Here is a 14,960-nt window from a genome sequence, read left to right as displayed (position 1 = left end):
GGAATGTTGTTCCGTCCAAGAAGTCTGAATCAAGATTGATTGATAATCTGAGGACTTATCTGAATACTCATAGTACAACAAATAGTAGATGGCTGTGCCGAAATATGAACATGAAAATTGGGGGCTGGTTTAGGTATTTCAGTATATCGAATGTCAGCTATCCATACACATCTGCTGCTCGTGTCGAAGAATATTTGGGCTACAAATTGCATAAGATGTTTAAGAGGAAAAGCCAGCGGAAGAGTCGCATCTGTAACCGGGGTGTGTATAAGACTCTTGTGAATGATTATGGCCTGATTAAAGTTACAAAATGGGTCAAATTAGGGGCTACTGTGAATGCTTGAGATGAAAACTGTTCGAAAGCCGTATGAGGGAAAACTTCATGTACGGTTTGATGAGGGGGGCAGGGGCGCCTGCCTCTACTCTACCATTCGCAACAATCGTGCCTGCTGCTGAAAACGATGTTATGCCGACAAATTAAGGATATGGAAATCAATATGAACTATATAAAAATATTGACGGTATTATATTCAATAAAAATAATACCATTATTGTACGCGTATCTTTACGAAGTATTCAAAAAAATACCATATCCTGATTTTATTGACGCTATGACAATGCTAGTTCTGGCGCCACCACTTTTCATAAGCGAGTTTACAGGAGCAACATGGCTTATGAGATCTAATTATGACCCATCAATAATTGGAATTATTGTTTCTTTAATAATATGGTTAATAATAGATGCAGACATTGCCTCTCTCATTACATTACTCTATTTTGGGAAAGTATAAATACTTAAAAACTGGGTTAAGAAGACCCAAAAATCCGGCTCTAGTTTTCAACTTACTCTCAAGTTTTACTGTTATCATTCCTTTTCATCGCTTTTGTGGTCTATTCAAGGATTCAATGACATTGACTGACCGGATCATTTTCCCTATCATCTGTTTTGATGCTAAATAATTTTCGTATAAATACAATATATGAAAAGAATTGGGCTAGTTCGTGCTTAATCTATTTGTGTGTCTTCAGAGGTGCTGAGAGCGCTTCCATGCCTTGTTTAAACTTGATTTTGATAACGATTATGAATTAAATTTAAGAAACTCAGAACGGAATAAGCCTGATGCTCTTATTCTTCGGGGCATATTCACTGGTTGGAATGCGTACAGATCCGACTGAAATTAGTTTCAATTTATTTCAGTCACCATATTTAAAAAAGCTAACATAATTTATAGAGAAACTCAAAATAGACCAGCAGGAGAACGTGTGTCCAACTTAATAAAATCACTTACAGGGATTGCTTTTTTGGCTTTTCCTGAAATGAAAGAACGTCTTTTACGTGAACTTACGGTTCGTTTTCATATTAAATCTTCTCAATGTAAAGAATATGGTGATTTGATATATTGTCCTGGATGGGAATTAACCCCTGGCTCAACAAAAACGCCTTATGGTACTTACAGTCTTCCATACTGGAGTCGAACTACATATATTGAGCCTTTTATAGCCGAATTTGCATCAATAGGTGAAGCCGCACGGCTATTAAAAAATATTCAACGTAGCTGGGCTTCATATCAATTTACTCAATTTAGAAGAGCAACTCTTATTCAAGATAAGTTGCATTATATTAATTTAAAGACTCGTACATTTCCGTGTTCTATTCCTGCTTCAGATATAGGTGCGTATACACTTTTAGATCAAAACACTCTTTTTGCATCGGCAAAAACAAGTAGCTATTTACCTGCTGGTGCTCTTGTACTGGAAGAAGATCATAAAAATCCGCCGAGTCGAGCATATCTAAAATTACAAGAGGCACTTATCAGAGCTTCGAGTGTAGGTGGAGGGTGCTTTCGTACTCCCTCAGATATTGTTGGGCTTCCGCAGCCCTACGGCGTACCCTTGCCCTCTGAAGGTATGCGTTGCCTTGATGCTGGAGGTTCTCCAGGAGGTTGGGCCTGGGTTTTGCGTGAGCTAGGATGTGATGTGGTCTCGATAGATCGATCAGAACTTGCACCATCTCTTATGAGCGATAAAAAAGTAACTTTTTTAAAGCATGATGTGTTCACCCTTACTCCAGAAGAATTGGGGTCATTCGATTGGGTTTTTAGTGATATTATATGTTATCCGGAGCGTTTGCTTACTTGGATACATTCATGGCTGGATAGTGGTCTCGTATGCAATATGATTTGTACCATAAAAATGCAAGGGGAAATTAATTGGGATGTTATCGACGAATTTGCTAAAATTCCACATAGTACAGTTATGCATCTTAATTATAACAAACATGAGTTTACCTGGATTCACACTATTTGAAATGGATAATTAATCCCTAATAGAAATTGTGTAAAAGCTCAGATAAAACTTGGCAACTCCTCCTTTCAGTCATATCGTGCTCCCATTCCATAAAGCCTTACAGCTCCTGAATTAGATTGATGCTGTAAAATTGAACAGCAGAGGAGTAGAACTGATGCGGAAGAAGTGGAGTGATTTAGAGAAGGCCAGAATTGCACAAATGGCCCTTCGAGAGGAAAAAACTATTAGTGAAATTGCCCAGGACACAGGGGCTCATCCAAACATGATTTCAAAGTGGAAACGGGAATTAATAGGCAATGCAGATTCTGATTTCCATGGTGGTAAGTCTGAGAATGAGGGAGATATGGAAAATAAAATTACTTTCAGAGTTGCAGATTCAGAAGATATTCATTATTTAAAAGAAATGCTATTTGAGGCTGTATATTGGAGATCCATTAAGCAAGGAAATGCACCAAATTTTGAAGAAGGTCTTAAGGCTGAAGGTGTAATGAATTCCCTTATTGATTGGGGTAAAAGGAAGCAGGATTTAGGATTGATAGCACTTAATGGCTCTAATCAGATTGGGGCAGCATGGATAAGATATTATCAAAAAAGTAATTCAATAAGAGGATTTATTGAAGACTCAGTGCCAGTTTTGGTGATTGGAATTAAGAATGAATATAGGAATAAAGGAATAGGAACAGAAATTTTAAATTTACTTATTGAAAAGGCTAAAGGAAAATGTATTAATAGCATTAGTTTAATGGTTTCTGAAGATAATGAAGCTTATAAACTATATAGAAAAGTAGGATTTGAACTTAAAGAAAAACATGGTGATTCATTATTAATGATTATGAACTTTTAGATTGATAAAATTTAGGTAATATGAGTTTTTGGAATTGAATTTCTACAAAACGAAAAATTGATTAGTATTTAATACTCTCATGGATCAATCTGTTTTTCTTCGCAGGCATGATTAACGCCAGTTAAATGTAATTTACTTAAGTAGAAGTTACAAAGCCTTCGGCATTGGAATGAGAAATAAGAATGATTGCGATTCTTAGAAACAGAAATACATTAGGAATTAAGAATGGAAATTTTAGATTTATATGATGAAAACAGAACTCTTATTAATAAAAAAATTATAAGAGGAGAATCACTTAATCCCGGAGAGTACCATTTAGTTATACATTTTTGGATATACAATGATTTAAATCAACTTCTTATACAAAAGAGAAATAAGCCGCCAGAGGAATTCGGTGGTATTTGGGCATGTACAGGTGGTACCACTATTGCTGGAGAAAATAGTGAAACAACAGCAATCCGTGAAATGAAAGAAGAAATGGGAATTGATATTAAAAAAAATGAATTATCCATTATCAATACCAGGAAAGAAGAAAACTATATTTTAGATGTGTTCATTTCTAAATGGAATGGCTCAATTGATGATGTTGTTATTGATCCTGAAGAAGTGTTAGACGCAATGTGGATCTCTATAGATAAATTAGAAACTATGATTGAAAATAGGACTTTTTTTGATTATGGAAAAGAATATTTAGAAGCAGTATTTTCACATATTGAAGAGAATACTGAAGTGTGATTCATAACCAGCAATTAAGTAGAATTACAGACTTTCATGGTAATCTACTATAGAAAATTCAACTGGAAAGTTTGTAATGAGATTGTTTATAGATCTGATTAGAAGATATTGGAGTATATGGTTCTAATAAAATGATTCTGTCTACTTTCTGTGTGAAAATGAATCTTCATGCCTAATGCAAATTCTAAACAATACTACAAATAATTTTACTATGATTAGAGAAACTTCTGCAAGGAATAAGCTTTATCTTTAAAACAAATTTTGACTTAGACTTTTGAAATTTTTATAATTATTGCAAGAGGAACAATCATGATTATGAAGGATAGTATTGTCATTAATGCTTCGGCAGAGAAAGTATATAATTATCAAGCACAACGTATGACTGATCTGAAATCTTACAAAGAATGGCATGAAGAACATGTGGACCTAAAATGGCTCAAAGGTAAACCAGTAACAAAAGGTTCCATTGTTTATATAGAAGAATATCTCGGAGATACTTTACAGAAACTGACATTTTAATTCATAAAAGTAATTCCAAATAAACTCATAAAATACCGGATACTATATCCATTAGCTATATTTGCACCTGGAAACGAGTTCCTTATTGAGGAAAGTGATGACGGTTCATGTTCTTTCACCGCCAGGGGAAAAATCAATATATCAGAAAAATTGTTTCTTAAAATGCATCCTTATCATAAGCAGAAACTGATGTTTACAAAAAGACATATGAAAGGGGAAGGGCAGAATATAAAAAAGCTTTAGAGGAGAGTTTGTAGACAGTAAAAACGAACTCACAGAAAAATTGTCCATAACTATCCAATTTAATTCATAATCAATATTTGCTTCAAAAGGTTTTAACTTATATAAATGGAATACACCTTAGAACAAGGCCACTGTAATGACCTATTTTCTGCATGGGATTCTGCTTTATACTTCATTCCGAAGTAAATCCAACGCCAACCCTCTGCTTCGCTCTGGGACAAACCGGCAATTTACTAGAGCGTTCTACCGACACTAGAGGCAAATTATTGATTTTGATGAATGATTAAAGGATATTCTGTAGTATTTATTGAAAGTAAGTGAATATTCAATAAATGCATATATAATATGTAAATATTGGAGACTTGGAATGTTATTAGGGCATATAGGTATTGGATTAGCCGTCAAATCGGTAGAGAGACAAATGCCCTTGTGGATATTGATTGTCGCGGTTATGGTTCCCGATTTAATGAGTGCACTCTTTGGTTTAATTGGTCTAAAAGACGAATCAGCATTCTTGTCACACAGTCTATTAATGACATTGGTATTCTGTCTTATCTCAGCTTTGATTATTTATCTCATCTATCACCGTTTTTCAGCAGTATTGATTTTTTCCGGTTTGATATTAAGTCATTGGATTTGTGATTTCATTTCCTGGCCTCTGGAGGTTATCGGCTTAAACTACGGGATAAATATTTTCTCAGAGAATTCCGCATATGGTCTGGGTTTGTATAAAACGATTCCCGGTGCACTTATATGTGAGTTCTCTTTATTGTCATTGGGTCTTGGTCTGTACATATTCAGGCGACTTAAGAATGAGAGAAACAGGTAAATTCTGACAGGAACATCTGCTACGTAATATTTGGTGAAATTATTGAATAGTTATGGAGAACAGGATAATAAGATGAGTTATGAAGCCTACGGCACCGGAATAATTGAGAATAAAAATCCACTTCGTGGTTTTGAACATGGTTATTTTTTTGCAACTATTGGTTGCCTAAAAGATAGTGCTGGTTGGTAGTATTTACAATTATGGAATATAGAATACTCCATAAGGAGTTGAACTATGAATATTAAAAATGAAATAATCCGTATTAGAAATGACAATGGACTTACACAAGAATCCTTTGCAGAATTAATTGGAGTTTCCAGACAATCAGTAACAAAATGGGAAAATGGTGAATCAACACCAGAAATCAGTAAGCTAATTACCATAAGCGATAAATTTATGGTAACACTGGATTCCCTAATAAAAGGCTCGAATCCATATACAATAAAGTCAGATGCAGAAAAATATGAAACTAATAATATAATAGATTTTTTATGTACATCAAAAAAATCTACTTATGCTGCAAAAGCAGCTGAAACCATCTCATCAAGGTTGAACTCTCATGATTTAAAATATGAAACAAATAATTATAAATATTTAGATTCATTTTATGGGGGAGAGCAATTTATCGGTGAAGAGGTTCTTTGGATATCAGAAACACCTATTTGGTCAATGAATTATATGGGAAGAGTTCTTATGGATTCATTTTCAGGTGATTTTCTAAAAGAATGCTTGTTAAATGTAAGTAATGATTTACCATTTAGAGGTCCCAGATTATACACTTCAGGAGAGTATATATATCACTGTAAAGTAGAGGGGACTTTTAATTGGTTTAAAGGTGAAGAAGAGATCTTCTATAAAAAAGATAAAGTATATGAATGTGTATTTCATGGTGGGAGTATCAAATAACAGAAATTCATATCAAAAAGTTACAACTGTCAGACCTACTGTCATCGGAATCGCTATTCTGCTTTGCAGGCAATTCCGACGCCAGCTTGACGGTCTGCAGCTGAACTTGATGTTCTACAGACACTAGGTACGGATTCTTGATTTTTAATCAATTCTCTTTTTCAAACTCAGAACATAATAATCCTCCTGCAGAGTATGGAGAAAATGGCTTTAGAAAATTCAACTGGAAAGTATGCAAAATCATGGTAAACTTTTAAATAATAATTCTGATCAATAATAAATCTTATAGAAAACAAGAATGATAAGTACTCACTGTAATAGTTTTACTTTTTTAATGAAGGGCTTATTCAAAGAACAAGCAACATGCTTTCTACTCAGCAATTGTAGAGGAAAATATTGAGAAGTATTTGTAACAACCAAAAATAGATCTATATAACAGAATGTTATTCAATGATTAAAATTACTACCAGTAAAACATAACTTATTGGCCAAACTGAACAATCCGGCCAAAATGAAAGGGAGCTATATGACAATGAAAAAGACAATCTTGGCAAAGACCAAACTCCATGAAATTGTGAGTTGGGCGATTTCCCTTCTCATGATTACTGTGGGAGGGATTCTTATATGTATTCCAATTGTGTTTTGGGATTTTCTTGTATACGAGCAATTTAAGCCGACTGTCAGACCGTATTATCCCGTGTTCTACGGCGCCATTGCCGTTGGCGGATTCATCATTGTCCTATTGGGCATTCTCGGGTTTGTTAAAAAAAAGGACATCAAGGAGAGTCGCGGTAATTTTCTCAGCAACTATATAATTCCTCTCTTTGCAATTGTTGTGGGAGTGGGAGCCTTGGTCGGCGCACTCGATCTCTATAATACAACCGAGTATCTGGCGGCTGACAAGCTCTATCTTATGATCCTTATGGCACCGATATTGGGAGCGCTGCTGCTATTGCTTCTGGTTCCTGCCGGAATATCAATAATTGTTAAAGCATTGCGCAAAAAGGCTATATCAGGGGCGAGTAGACGAGCGGTTGCTTCGGCTTTAGTGCTTGTTCTGATGGGCGCAGTAATTGGCGCGGTTCTCACTTTACCACCGGATGCCACGGCAAAACCATATCCTGAAGATTCGCCTTTCAGAACAGTGCTCTACGCTCAAGGCGAGGCTGGATACAACACCTTTAAGATTCCCACTATGATTACAGTGCCCAATGGCACGATTCTCTCTTTCGCAGAGGCGCGCACAGAGCATAAGGATGACTGGTCCAAAACGGATGTCGTATTGCGTAAAAGCTACGATCTGGGCAGTACATGGACACCACTCGAGGTGCTCATGGAGGAGGGAAATCTGATCATCGGTAATGCCTGCCCGGTTGTGGATAGAAAAACTGGATTTATCTGGCTGATTTTCTGCAAACAAAATGACACGGCCTGGAAGATGCACAGCGAAGATAACGGCGAAACCTGGTCAGAGCCCATCGAGATAACCCAGGATGTAAAGCTTCCCAACTGGACCTGGTACGCAACTGGTCCGAGTAACGGTATTCAGCTGAAGGATGGAACCCTTATCATACCTGCGGACCATATTGTAGACAGGAAGATGCAGGGTCATGTTATTTTCAGCAAAGATGGAGGCAGCACATGGGAATTGGGCGGAACAATTCCGACTGGAGAAGAGGGAACACTCGTAGAGCTCGATAACGGGGATCTCTATATCAATATCCGTCCCGTTAAACCCGGCCACCGCGTCACTGCCATAAGCGAAGATCAAGGGTTGACGTGGCTCGATTATACATATGACAAAGCGCTTCCCGATCCCGCATGCGAGGGGAGCCTCATTAAAATTGAAAAGCCTGAGGGGAGCCTCTACCTATTTACCAATCCAGCTGATTCACTTCACCGCGAGATGATGACAGTGCGTTTGAGTGATGATGAATGCAAAACCTGGTCAAAATCTAAGATCCTCTATGAGGGCATGGCATCTTATTCTGCGCTTTCGCTGATTGACGCCGAAAATGATATAATTGGATGCATTTTTGAGAAAGGTGCTAATTATTACGCTGAAGAGATTGTGTTTATGCGTTTTCCCCTTAGTTTTCTGGATGAGTGAATGAAGTAGCAAATAGAATTCTCTGTTTGGTCTCTATTTGGTCTCTGTTTAAAAATTCCGCCCTTTGTTTCGCTCCAGGGACAAGCCGTCAATTTATTGGAACGTTATGCAGTATCAAAAATGATTGAATAAAAATACGAGAAATAAACAACTTTGGAATGATTTATTATGGATTTGATTTTAGTTCTCTAGAGATGATTGACTCTATAGGAATAAAAGCTGACACCGGAAATAATCATCTGATTTCGGTCTCAATGTCAGGATATCAAGGAGCATTACCTTATACAGTCCATAATGAAATTATGTTTTTAGCTAAGGAAGTTTATTCGAAAAAGTATTCAGCTGCTTTTTCTAAAAATAGTTATTTGCATTGGAAAAACGGATACAAGAATTCGATGACATATATAGATGGTTTTGGCGTATGTGATTTACCAGAATACAATGTTTTTGGAGAAAACAGAAAGAATACAAGAATAGGACAAAAGGTTACTGCTGTACTGGATAATACAATTCGGGATCAGTTAATGAATTTTGATGAGGTTAAAATTCATCAAAAACATGAGGAAGAATACTTGTCTTTAGCACTTCATCCATATGTAAGAGAAATTAACCCAGATCTTATACTTGGATGGATTGTTGATGAAACAAATTTTGAAGATGTTAAGAGCAAAATGAAAAGAGGGGAGATTGCTGATCGAGAAACATGGTTAGTTTCAGAAATTTAGAGAGATCTTGCATATCAAAAAACAGAAGTAGTTATTGATAGGCAGTATTCACTAACTAATCCATCACATTCCTAATTTCAATACGATTTTTCTTATCTATCCCGATCCTATCGCTGCCATCAAGCAGAATACTGCTCTCAACAGTCAGATCACTCAGGCTATTCTCTCTGATTACATTCTTTGAAAAATTAAGGAACCCCGTCACATGCACACCCCCGGCACCTATCCTGGTTGTGTTCTTTGTAATGTGGTTATTGATGAGAGTCAGGTCTCCCCTGATATACACGGCGCCTCCCCCCCGGTCTGCCTTGTTGTTTTTTATCGTACAAGTGTTCAGAACCGCTCGTGATTCACAGCTCACAAAAAGTGCTCCTCCCCGTACCATGGCACTGTTCTCTTCTATCAAGCAATCTATCATATGCAGTATACCCCCGGGCTCATTCTTAATGGCCCCGCCGCTCCCTAAACATCCTGAGCCGCTGGTTCTTTCTGCCATATTCATGGGAATGGTAAAATTCCCGGTAAAAGCAGAGTCTGAGATAATGGCCCTGCCTCTGTTATCAAGTCCTGCGCCGTATACTGCAGCATTGTTCCGGACCAGGCAGTCTTCCATCCTCAGGGTCCCCAAATTCAATATGCCTCCCCCCCGTCGCAGATCCCCATGAGCCACACCATTTTCAATGGTCAAGGCTATTAAGCGAACTTCTGCTCCTTCGGCAATTGTAAAGACTCTGTCTCCGGCTTTACCGGATTCTGCATCTCCCCGGATAAAGGTTTTGTTCCTGCCTTCTCCAATGATGATTAAATCCCTGTCTACGACAAGACCCGATTCTATAAACGCACCTTCTTCCAGCATGATACAACTCACATTTTCAGAGGTGTTCTCAAGGGCTGATCTTAAGCTGGAATAATCGCAATCGGTTACACCGACACGGACTGTCCCATTATTCTCCGTAACACTATTTCCGTGGCATAACAATGTAAATAAAAAGAATGTGATCAGGGTTAGTTTAAAAATTTTCATCTGTTAATTATATCATGATATAATTAACCTCCCCGTGTTCCCGGGATGTCCGCCGGAATTGATATTGATAATGCCATGCCCCTTATTGAGAATAATACAATTTCCGGCGGGCCCGTTATTGGAAGTCCCACAATCATCCTGATGGATGATTCACAGCCGGATATTGTCAATGATATTCTGTTTTCTGGCAGCACTGTTAATAGTTACTGCATTTATGAAAGCGACAAAAATATCAGCAGTCCTACCTATATCGGAAATAATGACTTCTAGGATAAAAACGGCAGTACTGTCCTCTACAGAAGATTTGATTCCTCGAGTTATGATACTGAAGCCCTGATTAATGCCCTGACCCATTGTACAGGCAATGAGGATCTGAATCCCCAGTTTTTAGATATTGATGGTCCTGACAATGATCTCTCGTCCATGGATGATAATGACTGGAGTCTGAGTGCATCCTTTCCTGTGAATGTACGTCAGAGGGGTATCAATGCAAGCCTATGGGCCAATATTGATGATGAAGACCGGGATGGAAATGAGCGAACAGATCTTAGAACAGGACCTGATAACGGGCCCGACAATATTGACGCTGCCGGCTGGTCTATGGGGGCCTATGAGGAGGACTGAAAATCGTGAAGAACTTTAAAAACTATAGTTAGGTTTAATTAGCAGCAGTTGTCATGATATATCTTTTTAAATGTCAGTATCGGATTGTATTCAAGACCAGAGTACATTCAATTTATGGCTCAGATACTCTATCTAAGAGGTTTTCTGATTTATTGGAAAATGTTGAAGATCAATAAATAATACGGAGACATTAATGAAATGGGTTTGTTCTTTTAACAGAAAAACCATTTCACCGGATGCTTCATTGATCCTATCCAAAGGAGCGATTTTCTACTATTCTCTATCAATAAGAGGGGGGCTACTTTGGGATCATTAAGAATAAAGAATAACTTATTAGTTCAGTATTCCTTCATTTCTCTCTGTATGACGATAATCATAGCTTTTCTGATGAGCTGGGTATTGGTAAATCAGATAAAACACCAGATGATTATCGGCCATTCAGATTTTTATCAGTCTTATGTCAGAGCCATTCCAGAGAACTATTCTGAAATTATTCCTTTGCTTGATAATCATACCTTATTAAATAAGACTCCTGATTCTTCAGAAAAAGATGAACATCATGACAGTTTCAATGTAGAGACCCCGGACATCCGATGGTTACACTTTAAAACTGATTTACTCCAGTATCCAACTGTAAAACAGTTTCGCATCATAAACCGGGAGAATGAAGTCATTTGGCAATTTAAGGATCAGAATATTCCCGAGAACTCCTCTCCTTTTAATACAATGATTAAGAATCTGGAACATAAGGATATCTCTTATCATATTCAGAGTGAAAATCCTTATTTCCTTGTTTACTATTACATTCCAATCATAGTTGAAGAAGAAAATATTGGAACCGTTGAGATCTTAGATCTTGATCCTAATCTACGAAAGAGTATTATAAAAAATAGAAAATTAGTGATACTAATGATTTTTATAGGGGGCTTTTTATTCTATTCTAGCCTTTTTTTCCTGTTCAGCCGAGTCTATTATAATCAGAGTAAAGCTCTTGATAAGCTTGATAAGAGTCAGTCTCTGACCATTTATACCATGTCCCAATTGGCAGAGCTTCGAGATGATAATACAGGTGCACATATAAATAGAACCAGTCTTTATTGTAAAATATTAGGTTCTGAGTTATCCAAAGTTGATAAGTATAAAAACTATCTGACCAAAGCATATCTGGATGATCTGGAGCGTTCTGCTCCGTTACATGATATAGGTAAAGTGGGTATCCCTGACAGTATTTTACAAAAACCGGGAAAGTTGAGTGCAGAGGAATTTGAAATCATTAAAACACATCCTCAACTTGGTGCCAAGGTATTGAAAAACGCCTCAGAGTCTCTTGATTTTCAGTCTTTCTTTGAAATAGGGTATCAAATTGTCTTATATCATCACGAGAACTGGGATGGCTCGGGATATCCCTTTGGAACAATAGCTGAAGAAATCCCCCTCTCTGCGAGGATTATGTCCATCTCTGATGTATATGATGCCTTAACTACCAGCCGACCTTATAAGAGTGCTTTTTCCCATGAAAAGGCAATGAAAATAATTGTAGATGACTCTGGGAAAAAGTTTGATCCTGATTTAATAGATGCATTGTTGAATATTTCTGATCAGTTCAGGGAAATTTCGAAACAGTAGTCATTTAGTATCGGGATCACTCAACTGTTCGTCATACCATGTGTAGTATTTTTTGGGATTATTACGCAGAATAATGTGCAGGAGCAGCCCTCCATGAATCAGCAGATCTTTTATTTTGGCAGAATCCAATTTTCGGACGGATGTTACTTTGTAGACCCGGAAATATTTTTACACTTCATCCTGTTCTGTTTTGCGTATTTGAAAAGATTAATGACAAAGAATATATCCTCATTGAATAAACACTCAAATTAAGTGGTTCTATGCATAACTTGAAGAGAATCGTTATGATATCTTGAGAATATTATGAATAGATCAGTGGTATTTTGAGTGATTCAATACTTTTCAGGCGTACTTTTTCACAAATAGGACCGACTGTAGGATCAGAGCCTGTCATACGAATAAATATTTCCATTAAGTTTTCTTCTCTTAATACACCCTCATCATGTTAACACCTGGCAATTTTCTGCATAAATTAAGACTTTTCTTTTTGTTACATTTCCAGGAAAACCATAATATCTCATTTTCATAAAGCCTGATTGGAGAATATGACACAGATACTCCCTCGGTGGTATTCTGTTTGAAATCCAAATTAAAGGGGAGTGACCGGTTATTGTGATTATCAGAATACACAAACAGAAGGTTTCTCTCTCAGAAGATCCTTCCAACCGTGTGAATCAATTATTCTTTGAGTGTCAAATATACAAAGAAGTAGGGAAGTCGGAGATGAAATTGATTTACCCTTGCTGCACAGAGGCTCGATGAAGAACGGTGATGTGGGTATACCCGTTATGGATGACTTTGTTCCGGACGGCTGATCCCGCATTCCCATCATTTTACTCGCAAGCATCCGTAAATCATCGCACAGGGCTTTCCTATGCGGGTGTCTGGGGGAAGTTTTTTTATTCTGCAGTGTAGCTGAGAGGGAATGTTTTATCGATTGACCGCAATAAATACTGTAGCCCTTTGGCCGTTATGTTAATACGCAAATTTCAACCTTTTGGCCGATATACAAATGGATTTCACAAGGTATAATAATCATACGATTATTATAAGGAGCTCAGAAATGTTATTATATTGTGTTAATAAAGATGGAGAACACGAAGTACATAAAATTGCAGCATGCTCTGATTCCCCACTTCCATACAAAAGTAAGCGAATTTACTTTAGAGCAAACACAGACAATGAAGCTATGAGAATTGCTAGAGGACACCATAAAAATGTGGATGGTTGTGCTTACTGTATGAAAGGATATCACACGAGATGATTAAAAAACAAATGATACTTATGATCTCCCTGGTAAGCCTAATGTGTCTCATGTCCTGTCAGGAAGAGAAGATTCACTGTGCAGATGAAGAGTTCCATATAAATTTAGATACTGATGAATGCTGTATAAATCAATAGAGTTCATTTATGAGGATCTATCCTATGGGTGGACACTTATCCCTCCCTTATCCTGAAAATGACTCACAGATCTTCCAAAATTATCAGAAGCAGCCCCATCGGAGGCTATTAGTTTATCCATATAATATATAGAGACGGTAATAGAATCTGTTACTGTACTTGTCCCATCACTGACCGTGAGTGTAAAGATATAATCCCCTTCATCCAGGTCAAAGGAAATATCAAAACTGGCTTCATAAGTTTTACTGTTTGACAATGTAATATCTGTTGGGTTATCAGAGGAAGCAGTCCAGCTGTAGCTTATTGATTCGCTGCCCGGATTACTCACAGATCCCGTAAGATAGATAGTACTACCAAGAGCAGTATAATCCTTGTCATTCCCTGCATTACAGGACTCCTTTTCTTATGCCTGGTAAATGATATAACACGATGTTCGTTCATGAAGTTTTAATCAACATTATAAAGGAGTATTGAATTATAAGGAAACGGCAGTTGATTTTATGATAACTTATTACCTTGATTATTGATACGTACAAGGTATCTTCATAAATTTACAGTAGGCTGGTTATCGGATGCAATTTTTGAGGTTGGTGTTAAGCAATTTTTGATAGTCTAAATTATATTCCCATTTAATCGTAGAATCCTGAATACTCTGGCGAGAACGGTTCTGACCATTTCTTTAGAATATCCCACTTTAGCAGTATGATTTGTTTCATATGAAATAAATCATGTCCCATCCATGATGCTAGTAAATCTCCGGCACTTATATTCTTTTTATTGATACCATCTCCAATATGCTTTGAATCTAAATCCGGATTTGATATCTTGTTTAACCAAATTAATGATAAGTCTCTTTCTCTAATAAAATTTCGCATAGAAGATTCTAGTTCTCGTTCATTATATTGTCTTGATGTTATCCATTCAATTTCATTAAAGGAAGCCCTATAGTTCAAGATAGTTGTCACAGTATTTAATACGGAGGACAACATATTGAGTAAGTATAGTACAGGATTTCGAAACAGCATTTTACGGAAAGTACTTCCCCCTGAAAGTAGACCTATTGCCCA

The 14,960-nt window shown here is 37.1% G+C and carries 17 protein-coding genes; 14 read left to right on the top strand and 3 right to left on the bottom strand.

The features are described from left to right. Positions 1-35 precede the first annotated feature (35 nt). The 10 genes from DV872_RS27345 to DV872_RS24600 all read left to right on the top strand — a co-directional run bounded on the left by DV872_RS27345 (position 36) and on the right by DV872_RS24600 (position 9,218). Entirely contained in the window at positions 36-344 is a 309-nt protein-coding gene (locus DV872_RS27345; RefSeq protein ID WP_114632634.1) for a group II intron maturase-specific domain-containing protein, read from the top strand. Between the two features lie 153 nt (positions 345-497). Then, positions 498-791: a hypothetical protein gene (locus DV872_RS24640; RefSeq protein ID WP_114632633.1), complete on the top strand. Its 294-nt coding sequence runs from the start codon at positions 498-500 to the stop codon at positions 789-791. 472 nt (positions 792-1,263) lie between these two features. Beyond that, a complete protein-coding gene (locus tag DV872_RS24635; RefSeq protein WP_171832171.1) occupies positions 1,264-2,307 on the top strand; it encodes an SAM-dependent methyltransferase in 1,044 nt (347 codons plus the stop codon). Positions 2,308-2,461: 154 nt separating this feature from the next. Beyond that, complete coding sequence (locus tag DV872_RS24630) at positions 2,462-3,151, top strand: bifunctional helix-turn-helix transcriptional regulator/GNAT family N-acetyltransferase (RefSeq protein WP_114632632.1); 690 nt, start codon at positions 2,462-2,464, stop codon at positions 3,149-3,151. Positions 3,152-3,376: 225 nt separating this feature from the next. Then, positions 3,377-3,886 (top strand): NUDIX domain-containing protein, encoded by a 510-nt coding sequence (locus DV872_RS24625; RefSeq protein WP_114632631.1) that lies wholly within the window; start codon positions 3,377-3,379, stop codon positions 3,884-3,886. Positions 3,887-4,195: 309 nt separating this feature from the next. Further along, on the top strand, positions 4,196-4,405 hold the full coding sequence (locus tag DV872_RS24620; protein ID WP_114632630.1) for an SRPBCC family protein: 210 nt from the start codon (positions 4,196-4,198) through the stop codon (positions 4,403-4,405). A 610-nt stretch (positions 4,406-5,015) separates the two neighbouring features. Continuing rightward, positions 5,016-5,477 (top strand): hypothetical protein, encoded by a 462-nt coding sequence (locus DV872_RS24615; RefSeq protein ID WP_114632629.1) that lies wholly within the window; start codon positions 5,016-5,018, stop codon positions 5,475-5,477. A 234-nt stretch (positions 5,478-5,711) separates the two neighbouring features. Then, on the top strand, positions 5,712-6,383 hold the full coding sequence (locus tag DV872_RS24610; protein ID WP_114632628.1) for a DUF5680 domain-containing protein: 672 nt from the start codon (positions 5,712-5,714) through the stop codon (positions 6,381-6,383). Between the two features lie 532 nt (positions 6,384-6,915). Further along, positions 6,916-8,493, top strand: coding sequence for an exo-alpha-sialidase (locus tag DV872_RS24605; protein WP_158547168.1), 1,578 nt, complete (start codon positions 6,916-6,918; stop codon positions 8,491-8,493). Between the two features lie 158 nt (positions 8,494-8,651). Further along, the gene (locus DV872_RS24600; RefSeq protein WP_114632626.1) at positions 8,652-9,218 is read left to right on the top strand and encodes a hypothetical protein; all 567 of its coding nucleotides are present in this window, start codon (positions 8,652-8,654) and stop codon (positions 9,216-9,218) included. 55 nt (positions 9,219-9,273) lie between these two features. On the opposite strand, the gene DV872_RS24595 is transcribed toward DV872_RS24600, so the two are convergent. Further along, a complete protein-coding gene (locus DV872_RS24595) occupies positions 9,274-10,242 on the bottom strand; it encodes a hypothetical protein (protein ID WP_114632625.1) in 969 nt (322 codons plus the stop codon). 45 nt (positions 10,243-10,287) lie between these two features. On the opposite strand from DV872_RS24595, the gene DV872_RS24590 reads away from it, so the two are divergent. From DV872_RS24590 to DV872_RS27170, 4 genes are all read left to right on the top strand, one after another. Then, positions 10,288-10,512 (top strand): hypothetical protein, encoded by a 225-nt coding sequence (locus DV872_RS24590; RefSeq protein WP_114632624.1) that lies wholly within the window; start codon positions 10,288-10,290, stop codon positions 10,510-10,512. Between the two features lie 153 nt (positions 10,513-10,665). Further along, the gene (locus DV872_RS24585) at positions 10,666-10,866 is read left to right on the top strand and encodes a hypothetical protein (protein ID WP_114632623.1); all 201 of its coding nucleotides are present in this window, start codon (positions 10,666-10,668) and stop codon (positions 10,864-10,866) included. A gap of 363 nt (positions 10,867-11,229) precedes the next feature. Continuing rightward, positions 11,230-12,492 (top strand): HD-GYP domain-containing protein, encoded by a 1,263-nt coding sequence (locus DV872_RS24580; protein WP_147283265.1) that lies wholly within the window; start codon positions 11,230-11,232, stop codon positions 12,490-12,492. Positions 12,493-13,181: 689 nt separating this feature from the next. After that, the gene (locus tag DV872_RS27170; protein ID WP_255526206.1) at positions 13,182-13,307 is read left to right on the top strand and encodes a hypothetical protein; all 126 of its coding nucleotides are present in this window, start codon (positions 13,182-13,184) and stop codon (positions 13,305-13,307) included. Positions 13,308-13,915: 608 nt separating this feature from the next. Here DV872_RS27170 and DV872_RS24570 read toward each other — a convergent pair. Both DV872_RS24570 and DV872_RS26710 read right to left on the bottom strand, forming a co-directional pair. Beyond that, the gene (locus DV872_RS24570; protein ID WP_114632620.1) at positions 13,916-14,221 is read right to left on the bottom strand and encodes a hypothetical protein; all 306 of its coding nucleotides are present in this window, start codon (positions 14,219-14,221) and stop codon (positions 13,916-13,918) included. A 301-nt stretch (positions 14,222-14,522) separates the two neighbouring features. After that, positions 14,523-14,960: hypothetical protein (locus DV872_RS26710; RefSeq protein WP_216664448.1), on the bottom strand; the 438-nt coding region annotated here is incomplete at its 5' end.

This window comes from Oceanispirochaeta sp. M1 (genome assembly GCF_003346715.1).
Lineage (GTDB): Bacteria > Spirochaetota > Spirochaetia > DSM-2461 > DSM-2461 > Oceanispirochaeta.
This window is presented reverse-complemented; position numbering and strand designations above follow the sequence as displayed.